The organism is Fictibacillus sp. b24 (assembly GCF_030348825.1).
Lineage (GTDB): Bacteria > Bacillota > Bacilli > Bacillales > Fictibacillaceae > Fictibacillus.
In genome coordinates this window covers 1,559,891-1,583,371 of sequence record NZ_JAUCES010000005.1, presented here as the reverse complement: position 1 = coordinate 1,583,371, position 23,481 = coordinate 1,559,891, and the positions used below count along the sequence as shown (strand labels likewise).

Annotated in this window: 23 protein-coding genes, 2 pseudogenes and 1 riboswitch; of the genes and pseudogenes, 5 read left to right on the top strand and 20 right to left on the bottom strand. The window is 39.9% G+C overall.

Going from position 1 to position 23,481, the window contains the following annotated elements; translation table 11 throughout:
• Window positions 1-4: 4 nt before the first annotated feature.
• The 11 genes from spoIIIAG to QUF49_RS08085 all read right to left on the bottom strand — a co-directional run bounded on the left by spoIIIAG (window position 5) and on the right by QUF49_RS08085 (window position 7,676).
• Complete coding sequence (gene spoIIIAG / locus QUF49_RS08135; protein WP_289495175.1) at window positions 5-646, bottom strand: stage III sporulation protein AG; 642 nt, start codon at window positions 644-646, stop codon at window positions 5-7.
• The gene (gene spoIIIAF / locus QUF49_RS08130; RefSeq protein WP_289495174.1) at window positions 643-1,272 is read right to left on the bottom strand and encodes a stage III sporulation protein AF; all 630 of its coding nucleotides are present in this window, start codon (window positions 1,270-1,272) and stop codon (window positions 643-645) included. The genes spoIIIAG and spoIIIAF overlap by 4 nt, the downstream gene beginning before the upstream one ends.
• Before the next feature lie 11 nt (window positions 1,273-1,283).
• Window positions 1,284-2,468 carry a stage III sporulation protein AE gene (spoIIIAE, locus tag QUF49_RS08125; protein WP_289495173.1) on the bottom strand — a complete coding sequence of 395 codons (1,185 nt, stop codon included), beginning with the start codon at window positions 2,466-2,468 and terminating at the stop codon, window positions 1,284-1,286.
• Between the two features lie 17 nt (window positions 2,469-2,485).
• Window positions 2,486-2,875: a stage III sporulation protein AD gene (gene spoIIIAD / locus QUF49_RS08120; protein WP_066242234.1), complete on the bottom strand. Its 390-nt coding sequence runs from the start codon at window positions 2,873-2,875 to the stop codon at window positions 2,486-2,488.
• Window positions 2,876-2,887: 12 nt separating this feature from the next.
• Complete coding sequence (gene spoIIIAC, locus QUF49_RS08115) at window positions 2,888-3,094, bottom strand: stage III sporulation protein AC (protein WP_066290831.1); 207 nt, start codon at window positions 3,092-3,094, stop codon at window positions 2,888-2,890.
• Between the two features lie 15 nt (window positions 3,095-3,109).
• Complete coding sequence (spoIIIAB, locus tag QUF49_RS08110) at window positions 3,110-3,625, bottom strand: stage III sporulation protein SpoIIIAB (protein WP_289495172.1); 516 nt, start codon at window positions 3,623-3,625, stop codon at window positions 3,110-3,112.
• Complete coding sequence (gene spoIIIAA, locus QUF49_RS08105; RefSeq protein ID WP_289495171.1) at window positions 3,622-4,551, bottom strand: stage III sporulation protein AA; 930 nt, start codon at window positions 4,549-4,551, stop codon at window positions 3,622-3,624. Before spoIIIAA ends, spoIIIAB begins: the two co-directional genes overlap by 4 nt.
• Before the next feature lie 430 nt (window positions 4,552-4,981).
• Window positions 4,982-5,539, bottom strand: a complete 558-nt coding sequence (gene efp, locus QUF49_RS08100) for an elongation factor P (RefSeq protein ID WP_198767749.1) — start codon at window positions 5,537-5,539, stop codon at window positions 4,982-4,984.
• A 21-nt stretch (window positions 5,540-5,560) separates the two neighbouring features.
• Complete coding sequence (locus QUF49_RS08095; protein WP_289495170.1) at window positions 5,561-6,634, bottom strand: M24 family metallopeptidase; 1,074 nt, start codon at window positions 6,632-6,634, stop codon at window positions 5,561-5,563.
• Window positions 6,631-7,083: a type II 3-dehydroquinate dehydratase gene (gene aroQ, locus QUF49_RS08090; RefSeq protein WP_289495169.1), complete on the bottom strand. Its 453-nt coding sequence runs from the start codon at window positions 7,081-7,083 to the stop codon at window positions 6,631-6,633. Before aroQ ends, QUF49_RS08095 begins: the two co-directional genes overlap by 4 nt.
• A gap of 77 nt (window positions 7,084-7,160) precedes the next feature.
• Window positions 7,161-7,676, bottom strand: coding sequence for a YqhR family membrane protein (locus QUF49_RS08085; protein ID WP_289495168.1), 516 nt, complete (start codon window positions 7,674-7,676; stop codon window positions 7,161-7,163).
• A gap of 186 nt (window positions 7,677-7,862) precedes the next feature.
• On the opposite strand from QUF49_RS08085, the gene QUF49_RS08080 reads away from it, so the two are divergent.
• Window positions 7,863-8,807 carry a DUF1385 domain-containing protein gene (locus tag QUF49_RS08080; protein WP_289495167.1) on the top strand — a complete coding sequence of 315 codons (945 nt, stop codon included), beginning with the start codon at window positions 7,863-7,865 and terminating at the stop codon, window positions 8,805-8,807.
• Between the two features lie 19 nt (window positions 8,808-8,826).
• Entirely contained in the window at window positions 8,827-9,198 is a 372-nt protein-coding gene (locus QUF49_RS08075; protein ID WP_289495166.1) for an SA1362 family protein, read from the top strand.
• A 2-nt stretch (window positions 9,199-9,200) separates the two neighbouring features.
• Here QUF49_RS08075 and QUF49_RS08070 read toward each other — a convergent pair whose 3' ends face one another.
• The 6 genes and pseudogenes from QUF49_RS08070 to QUF49_RS08045 form a co-directional block, all read right to left on the bottom strand.
• Window positions 9,201-10,139, bottom strand: coding sequence for a patatin-like phospholipase family protein (locus tag QUF49_RS08070; RefSeq protein ID WP_289495165.1), 939 nt, complete (start codon window positions 10,137-10,139; stop codon window positions 9,201-9,203).
• A 247-nt stretch (window positions 10,140-10,386) separates the two neighbouring features.
• Complete coding sequence (gene mntR / locus QUF49_RS08065) at window positions 10,387-10,803, bottom strand: transcriptional regulator MntR (protein ID WP_289497609.1); 417 nt, start codon at window positions 10,801-10,803, stop codon at window positions 10,387-10,389.
• A 112-nt stretch (window positions 10,804-10,915) separates the two neighbouring features.
• The gene (gene splB, locus QUF49_RS08060) at window positions 10,916-11,953 is read right to left on the bottom strand and encodes a spore photoproduct lyase (RefSeq protein WP_289495164.1); all 1,038 of its coding nucleotides are present in this window, start codon (window positions 11,951-11,953) and stop codon (window positions 10,916-10,918) included.
• 105 nt (window positions 11,954-12,058) lie between these two features.
• Window positions 12,059-13,180 (bottom strand): annotated as a pseudogene (locus QUF49_RS08055) (vitamin B12-dependent ribonucleotide reductase); the annotation flags it as partial.
• A gap of 290 nt (window positions 13,181-13,470) precedes the next feature.
• Window positions 13,471-14,910, bottom strand: a pseudogene (locus QUF49_RS08050) (vitamin B12-dependent ribonucleotide reductase); the annotation flags it as partial.
• Window positions 14,911-15,268: 358 nt separating this feature from the next.
• Window positions 15,269-16,105, bottom strand: a complete 837-nt coding sequence (locus tag QUF49_RS08045) for a lipoate--protein ligase family protein (protein ID WP_289495163.1) — start codon at window positions 16,103-16,105, stop codon at window positions 15,269-15,271.
• A gap of 149 nt (window positions 16,106-16,254) precedes the next feature.
• Here QUF49_RS08045 and QUF49_RS08040 point away from each other — a divergent pair, with 149 nt between their 5' ends.
• The gene (locus QUF49_RS08040) at window positions 16,255-16,632 is read left to right on the top strand and encodes a rhodanese-like domain-containing protein (RefSeq protein WP_289495162.1); all 378 of its coding nucleotides are present in this window, start codon (window positions 16,255-16,257) and stop codon (window positions 16,630-16,632) included.
• A gap of 49 nt (window positions 16,633-16,681) precedes the next feature.
• Here QUF49_RS08040 and gcvPB read toward each other — a convergent pair whose 3' ends face one another.
• Genes gcvPB through gcvT form a run of 3 tightly spaced genes read right to left on the bottom strand, consistent with a single transcriptional unit; the run spans window position 16,682 to window position 20,607 of the window.
• Window positions 16,682-18,145, bottom strand: a complete 1,464-nt coding sequence (gcvPB, locus tag QUF49_RS08035) for an aminomethyl-transferring glycine dehydrogenase subunit GcvPB (protein WP_289495161.1) — start codon at window positions 18,143-18,145, stop codon at window positions 16,682-16,684.
• On the bottom strand, window positions 18,121-19,485 hold the full coding sequence (gene gcvPA, locus QUF49_RS08030) for an aminomethyl-transferring glycine dehydrogenase subunit GcvPA (protein WP_289495160.1): 1,365 nt from the start codon (window positions 19,483-19,485) through the stop codon (window positions 18,121-18,123). Before gcvPA ends, gcvPB begins: the two co-directional genes overlap by 25 nt.
• 21 nt (window positions 19,486-19,506) lie before the next feature.
• Window positions 19,507-20,607, bottom strand: coding sequence for a glycine cleavage system aminomethyltransferase GcvT (gene gcvT / locus QUF49_RS08025; protein ID WP_289495159.1), 1,101 nt, complete (start codon window positions 20,605-20,607; stop codon window positions 19,507-19,509).
• Window positions 20,608-20,779: 172 nt separating this feature from the next.
• Window positions 20,780-20,865, bottom strand: a riboswitch (glycine riboswitch).
• A gap of 117 nt (window positions 20,866-20,982) precedes the next feature.
• Here gcvT and QUF49_RS08020 point away from each other — a divergent pair.
• Both QUF49_RS08020 and QUF49_RS08015 read left to right on the top strand, forming a co-directional pair.
• Window positions 20,983-22,680, top strand: a complete 1,698-nt coding sequence (locus QUF49_RS08020) for a DEAD/DEAH box helicase (protein ID WP_289497608.1) — start codon at window positions 20,983-20,985, stop codon at window positions 22,678-22,680.
• Entirely contained in the window at window positions 22,649-23,425 is a 777-nt protein-coding gene (locus QUF49_RS08015; RefSeq protein WP_289495158.1) for a YqhG family protein, read from the top strand. Before QUF49_RS08020 ends, QUF49_RS08015 begins: the two co-directional genes overlap by 32 nt.
• The last annotated feature ends 56 nt before the right edge of the window (window positions 23,426-23,481 follow it).

Here is a 23,481-nt window from a genome sequence, read left to right as displayed (position 1 = left end):
TTGTTTATTCCCCCTCAGGATTTTTTGGTCCTACAAAGATCTGGTCACTTCCAATATCAAAAATCTTCTTCACAAGCTCGATAATCATCGCCTTAGTCTGAATGCTCTCAGCACCCTGTGCTAACACAGCCACTCCTTTTATCTTAGGTTTTTCTGTTGTCACGATAATTGGCTCTTCTCTTCCATCATTTGAAATGATAACGACTTTTTCATCTATCTTTTGATCTTCTATCGTTCTGGTGCCTCCATTTTTATCATTTTCTAGCGTTGTTTGACTTTGGGTGCTGTCATCTGTTACAAACTCTTTTTTTTCTGTTGTGGAAAGCTCTACCCAGACTGATACTTTTCCTACACCTTGCATCTGTTCTAATAAATCTTTTAGCTCGTTGGAATAACGATCTTCATATGTCTTAATATTCTTATCTGTCACTTCCTTGGCTTGTTTAAAAACTGCTTGGGTTTTCGGTTCTGTTTCCATGCCTATTCCATTTAATGCGCTTTTTTGAGCAGGGGAGTCTATCATTTTACTAATAAACATAAGAGAAATTCCCAATAGAAGTAATACTAGTAAGTACTTTTGTTTATTCCCTGCTTTATCACTAAGCTGCAGCCGTTTTTTTATCTGTTCCCAAAATGAATGTTTCATTGGGATAAATCCTCTCCCCCTTCCATTTGCACCTCAACTTGCTGTGAATCTAGCTGCCACTGGCTGGCCAAGAAATACACAATCTCATCAGGAACTTCTTGGTGTTCAAGGTCTTCCTGTTTTTGTGGATGAGCGATACTAACATTCACTTCTGAAACATCTGAAATTCCTGCTTGTTCATGATGTTTGGCCAGTACCACTTTTGCACCAGTAATATCTTCAGGCTTTAACGGCTCTGTACCCATTTCCGTTTGGATTTGAAGATCGACAATTTCTAATTCATACGTCTTTTTCAACTCCTCCTGAACTTGTTTTTTCATTGGGACAGCCATTTGCTCTAATATATATGCACGTTGTGCGGATTGTATTTCACTTTTATTCTCTTCTATTGAATTTTTTATTTCATTTTCCTTTGCAGCGGCTGGTAGATCCATGGCCATGAATACTTGATCCAGATCAGAATTTATAAGTTTGAATAATGGTGAGAGCATAGCTAGAAGTATAAGTAATCCTACGACCATCTTGATGTAACTCTGAAACTGGTTGCCTGGCAATAAGAGTTCTATGACGCCCGCTAATAAGACAAGAATAATAATGTTTGTGATCCATTCTGTTAAAAACGCCATAATCCCACCTCCTATCGAACCATTAGCGTTACATTGCCCGCTGCAATAATAATCGTAATTGCAAGAAAGAACATGATAGAGACAGTCATAAGTGCAGCAAAGATAAACATGACACTTTTACCGATGATACTTAACGATTCTACGATCGGGCCGCCACCTAACGGCTGTAATAGGGCTGCTGCCATGCTGTATATGAAAGCGAGAATAAGTACTTTTATTGCTGGGAAGATAGCTAGTAAGAGTAATAATAGAGCTCCAATAATACCAACAGAATTTTTCAGTAAGATAGATGCACTCATTACTGTGTCAGTTGCATCCGTAAACATACGTCCTACGACCGGTATAAAATTGCCTGTAATAAATTTTGCAGTCTTAATCGTTATTCCATCGGCAACAGCTGCAGTAGCTCCTTGAACACTCATCACACCGAGGAAGACTGTGAAAAAAAAGGCCAAAGCACCCATGCTGATATTTCTTAACAATTTCGCGAGCTGCGTCACTTTGTGATGTTCAGACATGGTGGAAACGATACTTAATAAAGCTGATAAAAAAAGAAGGGGCAGAACAAAGTTTTTAATCAAAAGCCCGCTTGTGTTTACTAAAAATAAAATGACTGGATGAAAGAATGCCACTGAAGCAATACTTCCTACTGTTGCCATCAAAGCAAGAAGAAGGGGAATGAGTGCAATCATGAAGCTAAGCATATTATCGATTGCTTCTGTTGCATATGAGATCGCAACGTGAAAACTATTTAGTGCTAAAATAATCAAAACCATATAGACAATGCCATATGCTACTTTTGAGATAGCTGAACGATCAAAAGCATTCTGTATAGATTGGAGGAGCATACTGAATACGGTTAATAATATTAGGGTTCCTAACAACTCCCCATGAACGGCAAGCTCATGAAACATAAATTTCAAAAGGCCCATCATATAACCTTTGAGGGAGAAATCCTTCTCTCCTTTTACAAATTCTAGAAACGTTCCTTTTTGACTTTCCGGCAAAAAACCACCATATTCACTAGAGATGCTATCCCAATATTGTTTAATTTCATCAAGCTGCATGGATGAGACTTGTTGATCTACCATTTTTGAAGTGATCGAGCTCGCAGATGCAGATTCTGAGTTACCGAATAGCATAAAAGAGAAGATTACTAGCATAATTAGACTTGTCCGCTTCAACTTTGTCTGCATCTTTACAACCCGCTTTCTTATTTGGGAATAAGCGTCAGCACGGTTTCAATAATAACCGTCAATATCGGTATAGCCATCACAAGGATCAGAATCTTACCTCCGAGTTCAATCTTGGAAGCAATAGCTCCTTGCCCTGCATCACGTGTAATCTGTGCTCCAAATTCTGCGATATAAGCGATACCAATAATCTTTAGTAACGTTTCTACATAGACCATGTTGACGTTTGCATTAATGGCAAGCCGTTGAAGCATCGTTAATACCTGTCCAATCTTATCGATCAAGAACAAGAAGATTCCTGCTCCGACCATGAGTGTAACCAAAAAAGCGAAATTCGCTTTTTGTTCTTTAAGGACTAAAGCTAAGAAAGCAGCGACCAGTCCAAAACCAACAATTTGGATAATTTCCAATCTACCCCCTCCTTAATTCTGAAACAAAAAGACTCCTTTTACTTTTTGAAACAAGTCATCTAATAAAGTAATAACCATAAATAGAGCAACAACAAATCCTAAAAGCGTTACCCAGTGCGCATAATCCTCTTTACCAATCATCTTTAAAACGGTATGAAGCATCGCGACAATTATTCCTAATCCTGCAATCTGAAACACTGCGTTTACATCCAATCCCATTAGTGAGACCTCCTGTTACATTAAGAGAATAACGATTAAAAGCCCCATTAACACCCCAAGACTTTTGCACATTTTTTCATAGCGTTCTTGTATGTCTCTTGCTTCTTTTTCCTCACGGGTAAGGTGGGCGAGTGTTAACTGTATCTGCTTTTGCTGATGCTCTTTGTCATGTCTGCCAAGCGTTGATCCAAACTGGCGAAGCACTTCTATTTCTCCGGCCTTAAAGGACGTTTCCTTTGCCAATACAGCCAGTTGACTCTCCCATGCTTCTTGAACAGAGAGTTCACCTTCAATCAAAGAATCAGAAATCGTAAGAAAAAAAGTAGATAAAGGCTCTTTTAAAGGTTTTCCTATATGCTGAAAGGCTTCATGAAGAGGTGTTGACCCATACATGATCTCTGCCTCAAGTGCTTGAAGAGTGACTTTTAGTTCTCTTAATTTCTTTGGTCTTTCTCTTACACGCTTTGCCCACTCAAATCCAAATATTGTGGTTGCAGAAAGAATAGCGATCGCACCGATCCAACTCATCATGCTGCACCAACCGGCGACCGATAGATTTCATTGAAAGCCCCGTCATAAATCCTTTGTATCGTACCAGGTCCTTTATCACGGCTTAAAATTACATATCTTTGAAACAGCGAAAGACCAGACAAGGGTTTCATCACAGGCCTTTTGAGCGCATCTTCTAAACTGCTTCCATGGGCAGTGAAAATCATCTGTACACCAGCGTGCATAGCCTCTAAAATAGCCTCACCGTCTTCTTTTCTCCCAATTTCATCCACGATTAAAACTTGCGGGCTCATCGAACGTATAAGCATCATCATACCTTCCGCTTTTGGACAGGCATCAAGTACATCCACTCTTTGTCCAAGTGAATGTTGGGGAATCCCTTTAATGGAACCAGCTATTTCAGAACGTTCATCAACGATCCCAACTTTAAAAGAAGGAATATTTTTTTTGTTTGCGCCACAACTGACTAGCCTTGCAATATCCCTTAAAAGGGTAGTTTTCCCGGTTTGCGGAGGACCGATCAGCAATGTATTCAGCCAATTTTTTTGAAACAGGTAGGGAAGAAGCGGTTCAGCAATTCCTATTTTCTCTCTCGCAATCCTTACATTAAATGAACTGATATCTTTTATAGCTTTAACAGATCCATGCTCCGTGATCACCTTACCTGCTAGTCCTACGCGATGACCTCCAGAGATCGTGATATAGCCCCGCTTCAGCTCTTCTTCTAGCGCGTATAGAGAATGCTGACTTAAACGATTGAGCAATACTTGGGATTCTTCTGCCAGGATCGGTTTTTCTAACGGATAGACCGGCTTACCCGAACATAAAATTTCTAACGGCTGCCCGATTCTAACTCTTATTTCCTCAACTGATTGAAGGATAGGAGCTGGCAGATTTCTTAAAGTATGCTGAATTTCTTCCGGAAAAAGTCTAAAAATGGTTTCCATAACCGTTTCTCCTTTAAAAGGCTAGTACTATAAACGTATGGCTTATCCCTACGCTTTATGCCAATAAAGGGAGGTTTAGTAGTACTGTCGTTAAAAATGAAGTGAGTTTCAGGGATAAGTTGATTAAAGAGGAAAGTAAATGAAGTTTTATAGAAATAAATCACCACATTTATATACTTTTTTGAACGTTAACGGGGTTTGTAATAAGCATATTCAACTTTCGGAGCGAAACGATGGACACACTGAGCGAAACTGTAGCTAATTGGAGCGGAAAATGGGGTCCACTGTGCGGAATGGAAGGAGTTAGGAGCGAAACACCGTCCAGTTTGAGCGAACGTGTAACAAATACAAGAACACGTACCGTAAAATTCATAACAAAAAAGCCTCATCCCGATTAAAGAATCAGAATGAGGCTTTACTAATTATTTAATTATGCACGTGATACATATGCTGCATTTCTTGTATCGATGATCAGCTTGTCTCCTTGGTTAACAAAGAAAGGAACTTGAACGATCAATCCTGTTTCAAGGGTAGCTGGTTTTGTTCCGCCTGAAGCTGTATCACCTTTGATTCCTGGCTCAGTCTCAGCAACTACTAATTCTACTGTGTTCGGCAGTTCAACACCGATCGTTTCACCTTGATACGTCATGATGTGTACTGTCATGTTTTCAAGCAAGTACTTCAATTCATACTCAATTTGAGAAGCTTGGAGCTCAATTTGCTCATATGATTCGTTATCCATGAACGTATGCGTATCTCCTGATGCATATAGGTATTGCATCTTACGGTTTTCGATATGTGCTTTTGCAACTTTCTCTCCGCCACGGAACGTTTTTTCCTGGATACCGCCTGTACGAAGGTTACGAAGTTTAGAACGAACAAATGCCGCTCCTTTTCCCGGTTTTACATGTTGGAATTCAAGAACTTGCCAAATCCCTCCATCTACTTCAATCGTTAATCCTGTTTTAAAATCGTTTACTGAAATCATGTTATTATCCTCCTGAATCGTTTAACTGATTGTTAAAAGCGTTTTTGTTGAGTGAGTTAGTGATTCATTACCGTCTTTCGTGATAAGTGCATCGTCTTCAATACGAACTCCACCTATTCCTGAAACATAAATTCCAGGTTCTACAGTAACAAGCATCCCAGGCTCAAGAATTGTATCAGACTTCATAGATAAAGCAGGTCCTTCATGAACATCTAAGCCTATTCCATGGCCCGTTGAATGTCCAAAATTGTCACCAAATCCTTTTGAAGTTATATAATCCCGTGTTAACGCATCTGCTTCCTTGCCCGTTATTCCAGGCTTAATGCCTTTCATTCCAAGCATTTGTGCTTCATAAACAACTTGATAGATCTCTTTAAGCTCATCTGAAACATTACCGATCGCAACCGTCCGAGTAATATCAGAACAATAACCTTTGTAGTATGCACCAAAATCCAAGGTTACTAATTCACCAGTCTCGATCTTTTTATCTGAAGCAACACCGTGTGGAAGGGCTGAACGATAGCCTGAAGCCACAATAATATCAAATGATGATGAAGCTGCTCCATTTTTTCTCATAAAAAATTCTAGTTCATTAGAAACTTCACGTTCTGTAAGACCTGGGCGAATAAACTCTATGATATGTGAAAAAGCGGCATCGGCAATGCTTGCTGCATCCTTTACTATCTTAATCTCTGATTCATCCTTTATCAAGCGCAACTTTTCCACAAGCCCCGTTACAGGTACGAGTTCGGTCTCCTGTGAATCTAATTGTTTCTCATATGTACGGTAAGAAGAATATGTAACATGATCTTGTTCAAAACCAAGCTTCTGGATTGAAAGTTCTTTCGTTAACTTTGCCACCTCTTCTGGAATCGGAGCGGTATGCATGACGACTCGATAACCCTCTGCCTGTTCAGCTGCCTGTGTCTTATAGCGGAAGTCCGTAACCAAAATGGCTTCTTCCTTTGTAATTAAAAGTACACCTGAACTGCCCTTAAACCCACTTAAGTAAAAGCGGTTTGAAGAAGAAGTGACTAGCAATGCATCAATATCAAACGTTTCAAACAACTCTCTCGCTTTTTCAACACGTCTCATATTGCATCCCCCTTAAATTGATTGTTAAAAGCATGCAGCGCTAATTTATAACTATCAAAACCAAAACCTGAAATCTGTCCGATCGTAACTGGGGCAATAACAGAGTCACGCCGAAATTCCTCCCGAGCATGAACATTGGACAAATGGACTTCTATAACTGGGACATCCACACTGGCAATTGCGTCCCTAATCGCATAACTATAATGAGTATAAGCTCCTGCGTTTAAGACAATACCCTGGAATTGACCAGCAGCACCATGAATTAAATCAATGATATCGCCTTCATTGTTGCTTTGATTAAAGGATACTCCCATTAGAAGTTTTTCTGATAACTCTTCTAGTTCGTTTTCTAAGTCGTCTAATGTTTTTGCACCATAAATGCCAGGCTCCCGTTTTCCCAATCTGTTTAAATTCGGTCCATTAATGATAAGTAAATTTCTGTTGTTCATCGGAAACACCTAGCCTTTGCATAAAAAAATAGAATGTTCATAAAACATTCTATCATAGGGGCTGATCATTTGAATAGTTACGAACTTTGTGCAGATTCCTTATTCCCTTGTGCCTGACCATACCGCTCACTGTATTCAAATGAAATCGAATATCCCACAAAAACACCATATAAGATGTATATACAAAGCGTAGTTGTAATCGTGTTTTTACCTATCGTATTCATAGGTTCTAATCCAGGAAATATCGGATGAAGCAGATAGAATACAATTGCCCACAATGCCACTCCATATATGATTCCAGCCCACATTGACTTGACCTTTGCAAAAGCATAACGATATGCAATCGCTACAAGGATTGATAGTAAAGCGACAATCAGAATACTGATCAGCTGCCCAAGCCATTGAGACTTCCATTTCCCGAGTGCCCACGGTGCTAAGACGAGTGCAGGACCTACTTTTGAAAAATTTAAGTAGTATGCAATAAAACCAAATGAAGCCCATATTAGACCCCCAAAAAAACCAACACCTATCACTCTGCTCATAAACGAGGATTGAGACTCTTGTTTGTCTTGCTCTAATTTTGAATCGCTCATATACGACCACCTCCAACATTTCTAGTATGTCCACAAAATTAACGCCCAAACTTCTCAACATTCATCAATCATAATCCGTGTAAAACATGTATAAAATGGGAAAAATACAATCATCCCATGTGGAGGAATATCCAGCTTTACTGTAGAATAGAAAGTACCTACAAAACTTTAGGCTGGGGGTTCAACATGACAAAAGAGAAAAAGCCCGCATACGGCGGTCAAGCCGTACTTGAAGGGGTTATGTTTGCCGGTAAGCACACATACGTTACGGCAATACGGAGAAACGATGATTCCATCGAGTATTTCGAACTGAAAAAGAAACCTTCTCCTGTTTTAACTAAATTAAAGAAGATTCCTTTTTTACGAGGATTTATAGCGATAATCGAAGCGAGCATGAATGGCACACAGCACTTAAACTTTTCAGCTGAACGGTTCGGTGTAGAACCTGGTGAAGAAGAGAAAGTAGAAGAAGAAAAACCATCTAAATTTGCCTTTTTCTTTTCTTTAGCGATTATCGGTGTTCTATCTTTTCTATTTGGTAAGTTTGTATTTACACTTGTACCTGTGTTTTTAGCAGAAGCATTTCGCTTTATCGTACCTGGACACCTAGGTCAAAATCTTCTAGAAGGTTTATTCAAGTTTATCTTTTTATTAAGCTACATCTATTTTGTATCGTTGACACCAGCGATTAAAAGGGTATTTATGTATCATGGTGCAGAACACAAAGTCATCAATACTTACGAAGCAGGCGATGAACTAACGATTGAAAACGTGAAACGCCATTCTAGACTTCATTACCGTTGCGGCAGCAGTTTTATCTTATTTACCGTAATCGTAGGAATGTTTATCTATTACTTCTTCCCATCTGATCCGCTTTGGCTAAGAATTTTATGCAGACTTGCGCTTATTCCTGTCGTTTTAGGGGTATCTTTTGAAGTATTACAATTTACGAATAAATTAAGAGATGTTCCTGTTCTCCGTTACCTCGGATACCCGGGACTATGGCTTCAGTTATTAACAACAAAAGAACCTGATGAAAAACAAATAGAAGTTTCTATTCTTTCTTTTAATGAAATGTTACGTCGTGACGCATCCTATGAAAGTGAAAAAAACGCTAGTCAAATCGTTTAATCATAAGGAGGTGAACCTGTTGCAACAGAATAGCAGAAAATTGCATCCCATCATTTGGTTCGTTATTTCACTGGCTGTTGTAGGAATTCTTTATCAATTGATCACTTCACCTCGCCAATTATTTACAACCATTCTGATCGGAGCAGCAGTGGTCGCCGTGTTTTACTTTATCTTTCGGAGAACCTCATCGGGTGTAAACGGCAAATATAGAAAAGCAGTCAAACAGTCGCAAAAGCGGTATGGCTCCAATCAGAAACCGCCGAAAGCATCTCCGCTGTTTCCTAACAAAAAGGCTGCAAAAAGTTCCGCTCAGAAAAAGAGAACACGTGAACATCATTTAACCGTAATCGAAGGTAAAAAGAACAAGAAAAAAAATCGAGCCTCCTTTTAGGATTAGGCTCGATTTTTGTATGATGGATGCGCTGGATGAGGATACCTCTTACCTGTAATCCAGTTTTGCAAAAAGTGCTCTGCTCGGTCATGACCGAATGTATATAATTCATTTTTTGCTTCTGACGAAAGCTGGAAATCTATTACCGAAACATGTTTAACCGGCATAAATATTATATCTCTTGCATCGTGTGAATCAATATAACGGTTATCGTGTGCTTGCATCATCGTCTCAAATAAGGCTTTAAACAACTGTACGGCATTCTTCACATTATGTGTTGGTATATGATCATTAATATACGAACTTAACTGAAACCCTAATACAGGGCGGATTGGAACGCGATCTCTTCTTTGGAACAGCCACATCGGAAAGTTGCTAAGCACTCCTCCATCAACAATATAGCTTTTCTGTCCAACTCGATTAAACAACTTAATGGGATAAAAAAAATAAGGCAGGCTGCAGCTCATTCTTACTGCTCGAGCAATAGGAAAACGTTCAGGCAGCAGCCCATATTCTTCTAAATCGTCTGGCAAAACAATCAATCTTCCTCTTGTAATATCAGAGGCAATAATCTTTAAGCTTCCATAAGGAATATCCGCAAACGTAACAATTCCCCTTGCAGCTAAAAGGGACGCCACCCAGTTTTCCAAATAATCCCCTTTAAACAATCCTAGTTTCCAATATAACTTTAACCAGTTCATAAAAGGAATAGGCACAATGGTTTTACTCGTATCAAGAAATTTTCGAAAGTCCAATTGATCAATGAGCTCTTTCATTTCTCCTGCCGAATAACCCGCCTTAATTAAAGCTGCCATCAACGCACCCGCACTCGTTCCAGCTACCCTCTCAAAAGTAAGCCCCCGATTTTCAGCCGCTTCAACAGCTCCAATCAAAGAAAGTGCCTTGATGCCTCCACCAGAAAAAACACCATCAATCCGCATAAACATCTCCTCCACTACTATCCTAATCAGCAGAAGATGTCCCATATTACCGATTTATGAAAATAAAATTTATATAATAACCTTTACCGTCCATATTTCAAAAATACTGTCGGGTTTTCTCAATTTACTGTCCACTTTTAGAAAAATACTGGCCGCTTTTCACGTTTTACTGTCCACTTCTTACAATTTACTGTCCGCTTGCCAGCTATAAACCTGTAGTAGGCGCACAAAAAAACAACCATATAAATTATGATTGTTCTTGTTCTTCATTCTTCGCTTGTACTTCTCGTAATTGCTTTAGTCGGCTCTCGTCTTCCTCAAAGAACTGCACAAGATCTCCAATTCGGTCTATCGCGTTCCAGCTTAAGTGATGCTCGATCCCCTCAACATCTTGATAGATGTTTTCTTGGTCTACACCGATAACCTTTAAAAATTCTTCAAGTAATTCATGTCTGTAAACTAATCGCTTACCTAGCTTTTTACCGTTAGGCGTTAAAACGAATCCTCTGTATTTTTCATAAACGACATACTTGCCTTTGTCGAGTTTCTGAATCATCTTGGTCACAGAAGAGGGATGCACTTCTAGGTTTTCAGCAAGATCTGATACCCTGGCATAGCCTTTCTCTTCGATTAAGGCGTAAATGCGTTCTATATAGTCTTCCATACTTGGGGTTGGCGGCAAAATGTTCCCTCCCTATATACTAAACCAGCTTGGTCTCTATAAAAAGGATACTATAGAATGGTGAGCGTGACAAGGGAACCTATTAACTACTCCATCACGTAAAATACTCGATCTTTGCTGAAGGAAACATCGTATGAATGTAATTTTCAACGGTTTCCCGCAATCTTGTTGCTTGATCATCTTGATAGACATATTTACCGATTCCATAACGTCCCCACTTGTATTTACGCTCTTCTTCGTTCATTTCAAGCTTAGATTTAGGATAGTTTTTTTCAATAACTCGTTTTGCAGGTTTCGTAAAACGGTGTTGTATAAGTTCAAACGTCAGGTCGTTTGTTAAATGCTTCGGAATTTTCGCTTCTAAAATGTCAAAAAGCTCTTTATATCCTTCTTCCCAGTCTTTATGAAGATAAAGTGGAGCCACAATAAATCCTAACGGGTATCCAGCTTCCGCTACTCGTATAGCTGCATTAATACGTTCTTCGAGCGGACTAGTGCCGAGTTCGAAGTTTTTAATTACATAATTCGAATTCACACTAAATCGAAATCGTGTTCTTCCTTGATGTTTAGCATCGAGTAAGTGATCAACATGATGGTACTTTGTCGTAAAACGAAGTCTGCCTAAGTCGGTTGCACCAAAAAATTCAATCGCTCTTTTTAAATTATGTGTTAAATGATCAATTCCAACGATATCTGATGTACATGATGCTTCAAAGCGAGTAACTTCAGGTGCTCGCTCTTGCATATACTTTTCGGCTTGAGCAAAGATTTCATCCGTGTTCACATATGTTCGTAAATAAGGCTTACTGCCAAGAGTCGTCTGTAAGTAACAATAATGACAATGACCCATGCATCCCGTCGCTAAAGGAATTGCGTATTCTGCAGAAGGCTTGGACGAATCAAACTTCAAAGTCTTTCTGATTCCGACTACAAGCGTTGATTTTGCGGTTCTATACTTTTGAAAATCATTGTCACCTGGCAGATCACGGATTTGATTATGCGAAGTCGTTTCTCTGATCTCCACTTCCAACTTGCTGAATCGGTCGAACAGTTCTTTTCCTAACGGATATTCAAGTGCACGCGGTTCAAAATAGATCAACTGCGGCATAAACGGTTTATTGGCACCAGCCATAGCACTACACCCCACAATTTTTTTCACAAATGATGGAGTTAGTATGTGCTATTCGGTCCAAAAGAAAAAGGAAGGAACATTTCCAGTTCCTTCCCCGTGCAAATTTTAAAGTCCGCATTTTAATTGTGCATTACAATTTGTACATGTATTGCAGCCGCCGATTTCTTTTACCTTTCCTTTTCGGCAAACTGGGCAAGTATTGCCTACTTCGTTTCCGATTGTTACATCTGTTGAACGAAGATCTGTAATCGTATCTAAAATAACGACTTTGCTTTTTTCTTCTTCCATACCAAGATCGATTTCGGTCTGTTCAAATGTCTCTTCTGCTTTTAGTGTAAGAACTTGTGAGTCACGGCTTCCGTCAACGTAAACTGTTCCGCCTTTCGCTCCGCCCTTGTAAAGACGTTCGTAAACCTTTTGAACTTGATCAACCGTGTATCCTTTTGGCGCGTTAACCGTTTTAGAGATCGAGCTGTCTACCCAGCGCTGGATCACACATTGTGTATCTGCATGCGCTTCTGGTGCAAGCTCCATCGCGGCAACAAACCACTCAGGAAGCTCGTTCTCGTTTGCATCAGGATTGCAGTCCAAATATTCTTTTACAATATCCGCTTTTACTTCAATAAACTTCCCTAAACGACCGCTTCGGAAGTAGGAGAATGAGAAGTATGGCTCAAGGCCAGTTGATACTCCAACCATGGTTCCTGTGGATCCAGTTGGCGCGACTGTTAACAAGTGAGAGTTACGAATGCCGTATTTTAAGATATCTTCACGAACATCTTCCGTAAGCTTTTTCATGTAACCTGTTTCAATAAAACGATTTCTTAGCGTTTCAGTTTCCGTTTCTGATGCACCTTCTAAGAACGGGAAGCTACCCTTCTCTTTTGCAAGTTCGATTGAAGTGCGGTAAGCCGTAACAGCTATCGTTTCAAAGATCTTGTCTACAAGTTGGTTTCCTTCTTCTGATCCATATACTGTTTCACAATAGATAAGAAGGTCATGAAGTCCCATTACTCCTAATCCCACACGACGCTCACCTAACGCTTGAACGCGGTTTGGTTCCAAGAAGTATGGTGTTGCATCAATAACGTTGTCTTGCATGCGTACGCCAACTTCAACCGTTTGTTTCAGCTTTTCAAAATCGACTGTTTTGTTTTCTTTGTCTGCCATGTTGCCAAGGTTTACAGCAGCAAGGTTGCAGACACTGTATGGTGCAAGTGGTTGTTCCAGTTTTTTGTTATCACAAAGGCTTTTTATCCTTTGTTTCTGGAGGTTCGTTTCCCTCATCCCTAGTTAAGGTACGACCAGTCGTTTCTGGTCCAGCTCAGCATATCTTTTCACTATTTTTATAATAGTGCTGCGGCCTCGTGGGAGAATTATATTCTGAATTGCTCAGTTTCATCCCCTATGCGTTGCCCCTGACTGAACTTTTACACTCAGTCTTCGGTTCGGATTAGGATTCTCACCCTTCCCGCTTAGTTCCGCAGTTTTTAACGTGAGGCAAATCAAGCCACCTTACCACACGGATTCGTAGCTACAACTTTTTGTCCATATGCTGTAGCGTTTGTCATGTCATTGGCGTTATCAATAAAGAAAATTCCTGGCTCAGCTGAGTATGTGGCACAAATATTGATCAGGTTCCAAAGTTCACGAGCTTGGATGCGTTTGTATACTCGAATACCATAGCCTTTCTCTTCCCAAACCCTAACATCTCCGACCTCATGCCACTCGTTGTTGTAGGCTTCCATCTCTTCAGGCGTGTATGCCTCAACACTTGGAAAGCGTAATAGATACTCAGTGTCACTTTCTACTGCTTCCATAAATTCTTTAGTGATCGTAACTGAGATATTCGCTCCAGTTAAGAACTCAGAATTATGAACACTGTAAGTCCCACCATCGCGAAGCATTGTTTCAGCATCGCGTAATACGTCTGAGTCAAATCCACCTGTACCTGGGATATCCTTATATCTTAGAATCCCTTCGTACATCGCTTTTTGAGCTGGTGTCAGTGGTGTGAATTTTAATTTATCTTGTGCAACTTGTTTAATTTTTTCGTCATTTGTATTTTCAATTAAGTAACGCAAAATTCTAGGATTTTGCATTTTTGAAATAATGAAATCAATAATGTCAGGGTGCCAGTCCGCCAGCATGATCATCTGGGCCCCTCTGCGACTTCCGCCCTGCTCAACCAAGTGCGTCAGCTTCGCGATATCATCCAGCCAGGATACAGAGCCTGATGATTTTCCGTTTACCCCTCTAGCGAGTGCGTTTTTCGGTCGAAGAGTAGATCCGTTCGTTCCTACACCGCCGCCTCTGCTCATGATCTCCATCACTTGCTTACGGTGATCTGAGATGCCTTCACGCGAATCTTTTACATATGGCATCACGTAACAGTTGAAATACGTTACATCCGTTTCTGCACCTGCTCCATATAAAACACGTCCTGCAGGAACAAAGTTCATTTCAGAGAGTTCTTTGTAAAATTTCTCGAATGATTCTTGGCGCTTCTCTTCTGTCGTTTCTACAGATGCTAAGCCCGTCGCATTTCTCAGAGCGATTTGCTCATAAAATACTTCTAGGGGCTTGTCCATTACATCTAGTGAACGAGTGATCAAGCCTGTTTCGGCTTCTTCCGGTTTTTCTAGCACCGCTTTAAATTCGTCTTCAACGAGTACGACGGCATTTTTGTCATCCCAGTTGACCGATTGAATGTATCCAAGTCCTCTTGCTGGAAACTTTGGATCTTCTTTTACGGTTAAAACAACAAAATCACCCGGTTTTAACGTTTTCTTTTCTGTGTCTTTAAAGCTGTAGCGATCGAGCATAACCAATCGAGAAACACCTTTATGAGTTGTTTTCATTGTAGAAGTTACGGGGTGCACTTGTGGAAACTGAGCTATATCACTGTTGAGAGCGTCAATATCAATACCCTTTTTAACAGTTGCGACTGTGTCCATATTTCTCCTCCTCTATTAAAATCACATACGATGCATATCTATATCTTGTATGTATAAGTTCTACCCTTATACTATATATACGTAAACCTCGTGTCAAAGAAAAAAAATTGTCAAACTTAAAATCATGAGGATATTACAGCAAATTGAAGATTGCACACTATTTTTTATGATTTTATTAAATATTTGGCTGAAAATTAGATTTGTATTTATTGGAAGTTACAGAAAGCTTTAAAACACGTGTTTTTCTTAAAATCCTGCTCTATCACAAAAAAAATTAATATCTTGACTTCTAATGTTTTTACACACTTTACCAAAAGAAAAAATCGAGACCTCTAAGGAGGTTTCGATTTTTCTGTTATTAACGTCTAAATGTCCATTCATCATTACGATAGCGAGTCTCAGCAATGTGTTCTACTTCAGCCCACTGCTCATTTGAAAGAGTATATGGAACAAGATTAATATTCAAGCCGTTTTCAAAACCCTTTTTAAAGGCGATTTTTGCATCTTCAATCGTTACAGGGTCTGAAAGCAATGAGTTGATGGCAACTGCCTTCTTTTTAAAAGCAGACTGCATTCTCTCGCGCAGTCGATCGCTTGAGTATTTAAAAAGGTCAAAGAGTTTATCTTCATCTAGATCCAACAAAATGGATCCATGCTGCAAAATCACACCTTTTTGCCTTGTTTGAGCACTTCCTGCCACTTTTCTGCCTTCAACGACTAACTCATACCAGGAAGGGGCATCAAAACAAACGGCAGATCGAGGATTTTTCAACCCTTCTCGCTCTTCTTCTGTTTTTGGAACAGCGAAGTAAGCATCCAAACCTAAACCTTGAAATCCTTCTTTAATTCCTTCAGAGATTACCCGATAAGCTTCTGTTACACTTTGAGGCATATCCTTATGCGATTCAGATACGATTACACTATATGTCAACTCCTGATCATGAAGAACCCCGCGTCCTCCAGTTGGGCGTCTAACAAAGCCTAAATCATATTTTTTAACCGCATCAAGGTTAATCTCTTTTTCTACTTTTTGAAAGTAACCGATGGATAGTGTCGCTGGATCCCACCCGTAAAAGCGGATAACGGGAGGGATTTTACCTTCACTGTGCCAAGTAAGAAGCGCTTCATCCATCGCCATATTTATTGCCGGTTCGCAATTTCCAGAATCAATATAATACCAGTTTTCTTTTTCCACGTTTTTCGTCTCCCTGCCATTCATTCGTAACTAGTGTACCAAATTCGGAGTATGTGTCAAAACAATCGCTTAAAGTTAGATTTTTCTTTTGCCTATATAGCGATCCACCGCTATAATTGTGGTAGATTGTTTAAAGGAGTGCAAGCGTTATGGGATGGATAGTTTTAGCAGGTATCGTGGTAGCTTTATTGGCCTATGTGATTGGTATGGGTCTATACCAAAAGAGATTTTTAAAGACATTAAACGAAGAAGAGTTCAAGGCAGGTTATCGTAAGGCTCAATTGATTGATGTCCGTGAACCTGAAGAGTTTAAAAAGGGTCATATTTTAGGAGCCCGCAACATTCCCTTATCTCAAATGAGACAAAGATTGAAGGAAGTTCGTAACGACCAGCCTGTTTATTTATATTGCGAGAGCGGATTCAGAAGTGCTCGTGCAGCCAACTTCCTTAAGAAGAAGAAGTACGGCCAACTGCATCATTTACATGGCGGGTTCAGAAAATGGACAGGCCGAGTAAAATCAAATTAACACATATAAAAGCAGCCCATTCAAAAAAACGGGCTGCTTTTTTTGTATTTTATACTTGTTTGCTGTACTTTAAGATTGGCTTTCTAGCTGCTGTTGCTTCATCCAATCTTTTTACAACTGTTGTGTGAGGTGCTTCTTGAACGATTTCAGGTGTTTCTTCTGCTTCTTTTGAAATCTGAATCATCTTTTCAATAAATTCATCAAGAGTTTCTTTAGACTCAGTTTCAGTCGGCTCGATCATAATTGCTTCTTCTACACTTAATGGGAAGTAAATGGTTGGCGGGTGATAGCCAAAGTCTAAAAGACGTTTTGCAATATCGAGTGTTCTTACACCTAACTTCTTCTGACGGCGTCCAGATAATACGAACTCGTGTTTACAGTGCTGTGTAAACGGCAGATCAAAATGAGGCTCCAGACGGCGCATCATATAGTTTGCGTTCAACACTGCATTTTCAGACACTTGGCGCAATCCATCAGGCCCCATCGTCATGATGTACGTAAACGCACGAACGTTAATCCCAAAGTTACCGTAGAAAGGTTTAACACGTCCGATTGATTGCGGACGATTGTACTCAAATTTGTAAACATCGTTTTCTTTGACAAGTACTGGTTTTGGCAAGAATGGGATTAAATCCGCTTTCACTCCGACTGGTCCTGATCCAGGTCCTCCGCCACCATGTGGTCCTGTAAATGTTTTATGCAGATTCAAGTGAACAACATCAAAGCCCATATCCCCAGGTCTAGCAAAACCTAAGATCGCGTTCGCATTCGCACCATCATAATAAAGCTTGCCGCCAGCTTCATGGACAATCTTTGCCATCTCTAAAATATGTTCTTCAAAAAGTCCTAATGTATTTGGATTTGTAAGCATAAGGGCAGCAACATCTTGATCGACTACTCGTTTTAAGTCTTCTAAATCAACAAGACCGCGCTCATCCGATTTTACGGTAATCGATTCGAAACCTGCAACGGTCGCAGATGCTGGGTTCGTTCCGTGAGCTGAATCTGGAACGATAACTTTCGTTCGATTAAAGTCTCCGTTTGCTTCATGATAAGCACGGATCATCATAAGACCTGTCCACTCACCATGTGCACCAGCTGCCGGCTGAAGCGTTACTTCATCCATACCTGTAATCTCAGCTAGAGATGTTTGCAAGCGGTACATCATTTCCATTGCACCTTGTACCGTCTCTTCATCTTGGAGAGGATGAATATGGGCAAAACCAGGAAAACGTGCAACATCTTCATTGATTTTTGGATTGTATTTCATTGTACATGAACCAAGGGGATAAAAACCAGAATCAACTCCATGGTTACGATTGGATAATGCTGTATAATGACGGACGATTTGAAGCTCAGAAACTTCAGGAAGGTCAGCTTCTTCTGTACGCAAATAATCAGATGGAATAATTGACTCCACATTTACTTCTGGAACGTCAAGTTCAGGAATGCTGTATCCCACTCGACCTGGCTTTGACAATTCAAAAATTAGTGACTGATGTTCTGTACGCATGCTAATCCCTCCAATACATTTGCAAGCTGATCGATTTCTTCTTTTGTTCTCACTTCAGTAACAGCTAAAAGCATATGATTTTTTAGTTCTGAATACGATAGACCTAAATCATAGCCTCCAATTATTCCTGATTCTAATAACTTTTGATTCACTTCTTTTGCAGAACACTTTAATTCAATGACAAATTCGTTAAAGAACGGTCCATTAAAAGCTGTTTTAAAGCCTTTTTCTTCAAGCACTTTTTTTGCATAGTGTGCTTTCTGGATATTTTGGTGAGCCACTTCTTTAACACCTTGCTTTCCAAGAGCTGTCATGGCAATGGATGCAGCAAGAGCATTTAGCGCTTGGTTTGAACAAATGTTACTTGTTGCTTTATCACGTCTGATGTGCTGTTCTCTCGCTTGAAGCGTTAATACAAAGCCGCGCTTTCCGTCTTCATCAAGTGTTTGACCTACTAGTCGACCAGGAACTTTACGCATTAGTTTAGTTGTTACAGCAAAATATCCACAGTGAGGACCGCCAAATCCTTGAGCGATACCAAATGGCTGTGCGTCACCTACGACGATATCTGCACCAAATTTCCCTGGAGGAGTGAGGGCACCTAAAGCTAGCGGGTTTGAAGAAACAACAAACATTCCTTTCGCTCCATGAACGATTTCTTCAATCTCTTTTAACGGTTCAATCTGTCCGAAGAAGTTTGGATATTGCACGATTACACATGCCGTTTCTTCATCCACTTCAGCACGCAAAGCGTTAAGTGAAGTCATTCCATCTTCCATTTCAACTTCTACTACTTGTAGATGCTGTCCTTTAGCATAAGTCTTCAGTACATCACGAGATTCTGGATGAACGGACTTGGATACAACGATTTTCTTTCTGCGAGTTTGCGCTGCAGATAGAAGACCCGCTTCAGCAAGTGCAGTTCCGCCATCATACATGGAAGAGTTGGCAACATCCATACCGGTTAATTCACAGATCATCGTTTGGAATTCGAAGATCGCTTGAAGTTCACCTTGTGAGATTTCAGGCTGATATGGCGTATATGCTGTGTAAAACTCAGAGCGAAGAAGCATATGATTTACGATCGATGGAGTATAGTGATCATACACACCAGCTCCTAAGAATGATGCATGTTCTTTTGTATTTTTATTTAACGCAGCCAAACGGCCCATTTCTTTCACGAGCTCAGGCTCAGACAAAGCTTCCTCAATTTGTAAACGTCCTTTAAAGCGAACTTCTTCTGGAATATCTTGAAAAAGATCTTCTGTCGTTTCAATTCCAATCGTTTCAAGCATTTCCTTTTTATCTTGGGCTGTCATTGGCAAATAGCGGAATGTCATGGTTTCTCCTCCTTAAAAACTCTATTTTCCTCGTTTATAAAATGGTGAAGCAACAACTTTTGCTTTTAAGCGTTTTTGGCGAATCTGTACTTCCACTTCAGTACCTAGCTCTGTAAAGTCCTTTTCAAGCAAAGCAAGGCCTAAATTTTTCTTTAATGTTGGCGATTGTGTCCCGGTTGTAACTTCTCCAATCTTCACATCGCCCTTATATACTTCATAATGAGACCGCGGGATACCTTTATCGATCATCTCAATGCCGACAAGCTTCCTTGGCGCTCCATTTTTCTTTTGTTCTGCCAGTACTTCTTTGCCGATAAAATCTGCTTCTTTATCTGTTTTCACTGCGAATCCGATACCAGCTTCTATTGGAGTGATCTCTTTTGTAAGTTCTTGACCGTATAGAGCAAGTTTAGCTTCAAAGCGTAAAGTGTCGCGCGCCCCGAGTCCAGCCGGGCGCAAGCCGTCTTCATGGCCCGCTTCAAGCAAAGATCTCCACAGCTTTTCTGCATGTTCAGTTTTTAAATAAATTTCAAAGCCATCTTCTCCCGTATAGCCTGTTCGAGAAACAAGGGCGGAGATTCCAGCTAGTGATACATCTTCTTTAAAACGGAAGAATCCGATCTCAGAAAGATCTGTATCTGTTAGCTTCTGTAAAATTTCTTCTGCTTTAGGTCCTTGGATTGCAAGCTGTGCATATTCAGGAGAAACATTTACAAGTTCTACACCTTCTGGCTTTTTGCTGTTTAGCCATTCGAAATCTTTTTCAATATTAGAGGCATTCACAACGAGCAAGTAATCGTTTTCATCTCTTTTATAAATTAAAAGATCATCCACTGTACCGCCGTTTTCATAGCACATAGCCGTATATTGAGCCTGGCCGTTTTGAAGTTTAGAAACATCATTGGTCATCGTATATTGCAGGAACGATAATGCATTCGGTCCTCGTACATCAAATTCTCCCATGTGAGATACATCGAATAAACCTGCTTTTGTTCTAACAGCCTCGTGTTCCTCTTTAATGCTTGAGAACTGAACAGGCAATTCCCAACCACCAAAATCAATTACTTTTCCACCGTGTTCTTTGTATGTTTCGAATAGCGGTGTTCGTAACAATGTAGCCATGTGAATTCCTCCTTTTTCATACTTAAAAATTTTCGGACTTTTCTGGACAAAAAAAGGACAGAAAGACCCCTTAAAATGGGATCCTCTGTCCTGCAACCTGTAAGTTTCTCAAAATATCATTGAGTTTCTTCGTTGGTGGCTTTCATCTATTAAAAAGCACTCTCCAGAGATGCGTCTAGCAAGAGTCTTTTTGCCTGAGAGTTTCACAATTGTTTGCTCCTTCGGCGCCGCTAACGCAGTCTCTCCTCTTACTTTCATTCGCGAGTATGTTATTGTCCAAGGTCGCACATACTATTACTATGTTTACTACATTATTATCCTATCATTTTTACAAATGGAATGGCAACGAACTTTTTTAAAGAAAGGAAATCCGTTATGAAAATCGACGTTCAGTTTCAGCGAGATTGGCACGATGACTTTTTTAAGCGCGTGGAAGAAGATGGACCTTGGGCCAATTGGGAATTGTATAACTTAGCATTAGAGGCAGAACATCACCTGGCAATTCCTGATTTTCTAGGACTTCAAGCTCCAGATCATCTGCCACAGATGACTTTTCTGCCTCATCAGCTGGACGTTGCAACAACCGTTATAGAACAGATGAACGGAAAAGCAATTTTGGCAGATGAAGTTGGACTAGGAAAAACGATTGAAGCAGGATTAATATTAAAAGAATACATGATTAGACGACTGGCAAAAAAGATTCTAATTCTTGTTCCAGCTTCACTTGTTATTCAATGGACAAATGAATTGAATCAAAAGTTCTTTATACCTGCTATTGCACAGAAAAAAGCTTACGTCTGGGAACAATGCGACGTTGTTGTGTCTTCGATTGATACTGCCAAGCGTGCTCCCCACCGTGATATCGTGCTAAATCAGGATTATGATCTTGTTATTATAGATGAAGCACACAAACTCAAAAACAAAAAAACAAAAAACTATGAATTTGTACAGCTGTTAAAAAAGAAGTTCTGCTTGTTGTTAACAGCCACTCCCGTACAAAATAGAGTTGAGGAGATTTTTAATCTCGTATCTTTATTAAAACCTGGGCATCTAGGAAACAGAGAGAACTTTGATAAAGATTTTAAAGAAGATAAATCTTCGCTGAAAAATGAAGAAAAGCTCAAACAGCTTGTTAACAAGGTTATGGTTCGTAACAGAAGAGAAGAAACGGGTCTAAAATGGCCGAAGCGGCTCGTCAAAACGATACCTATTACATTATCAAAAACCGAACGTGACCTTTACGATGAAATCTCCAAACTAAAGCGTGATCCATACTTTGAGAGAAGTAAGTTCTCTATCGTTACATTGCAGCGTGAAGCATGCAGTTCACGTGAAGCTGTTTTTTTAACACTCAAAAATATGCTGCAAAAAGAAGTTCCTACTACCTTGATGGAAAACAGAATCGTGGAATTGATGAAGAAAATTGAGTTGGTCGAACAAAACTCCAAAGCATTAAAAGCTTTAGAACTGATTCAATCCATTGATTCTAAGGTCATCATTTTTACAGAGTATCGTGCTACTCAATTGTATTTACAGTGGTTTTTGCAGCAGCATGGCATCTCTTCTGTTCCGTTTAGAGGCGGATTTAAAAGAAGTAAAAAAGATTGGATGACTCATCTCTTTAAAACACGTGCTCAAGTATTGATTGCAACTGAAGCAGGTGGAGAAGGAATTAACCTTCAATTCTGTCAGCACATCATAAACTATGATCTGCCATGGAACCCCATGCGGATTGAGCAGCGTATCGGACGTATCCACCGTATCGGTCAGCAAGGTGATGTTCATATCTACAACTTTGCCACTCAAAACACAATTGAAGAGCACATTTTAAACCTGCTATACAACAAAATTAATCTATTTGAAAGTGTTATCGGAGAGCTAGATGAGATCTTAACAAAATTTGAGATTAAAAATATTGAACGTCATATTGCAGATATCATGAACACGTCTGATAGTGAAGGTGAGATTCGAGTGAAGATGGACAATCTTGCTTCCTTAATCAACCTCGACGGCGGAATAAAACAGAAAGGATGGGAAGAGCATGCAGCAGCACGAGATACATCGCTTTCTTGAACGATATTTTGATGCAAATGAATGCCGAATCTTAGAAAAGAACTTTAGTTATATGAAAGTTCAATTGACCACAGAACTAGACAAAGTTTTAATGAATCGCCCGTTCTACTGGCATTATCTTGAGAAAACCGGCGGTACACCAAATCCGATGACGTTGACACTCGTAACAGGACAACAGCAAGCACCTGATGGGAAAGGTGAATTTATCCATTTTGGATCACCACGGCTGCACCAAATATTCGGCTCAACGAAAAAGCTTGCATCTTTTATTCGCCTATATGAGTCTGTTCCCCAACAAGGTGCACAAGTGCCGCTGCAGCCATGGCTCTGTCTAAACGTTAAAGTAACCTATCAATGCGATCAAAAGAAAGATCGAGTGCTTTCTTATGGGATTCAATTGATCAATGGAACGATTGAAGATCAATTTCATACGCGTCTTCAAAAAATGTTATTAACGAAACGAATACCAGACTTTTGTTATACACTTTCTCCATTTATTAAGCCTCAGAGTGCAATTAAAAGATTGGAGAACAAAATCCAAGAAGTGATTGATGCAGATGACCACACTTGGGCAGAAGATGCGAGGAACCGTTGGAAAGAAGATCAGGATTTATTGGAGAGCTTTTATGAGGATTCTCTTACAAAACCAGATGCCTATCATGTAGAGAAAGAAGCACTCCGTACACAATACGAACCGAAAATTATCGTAGAGATCATTAACGGGGGACTCTTTTACCTTGCATGAAACATCAGAATAAAAATAAGAGCCAGGTTCTGTACCCGGCTCTTCCTTTTTCCAGC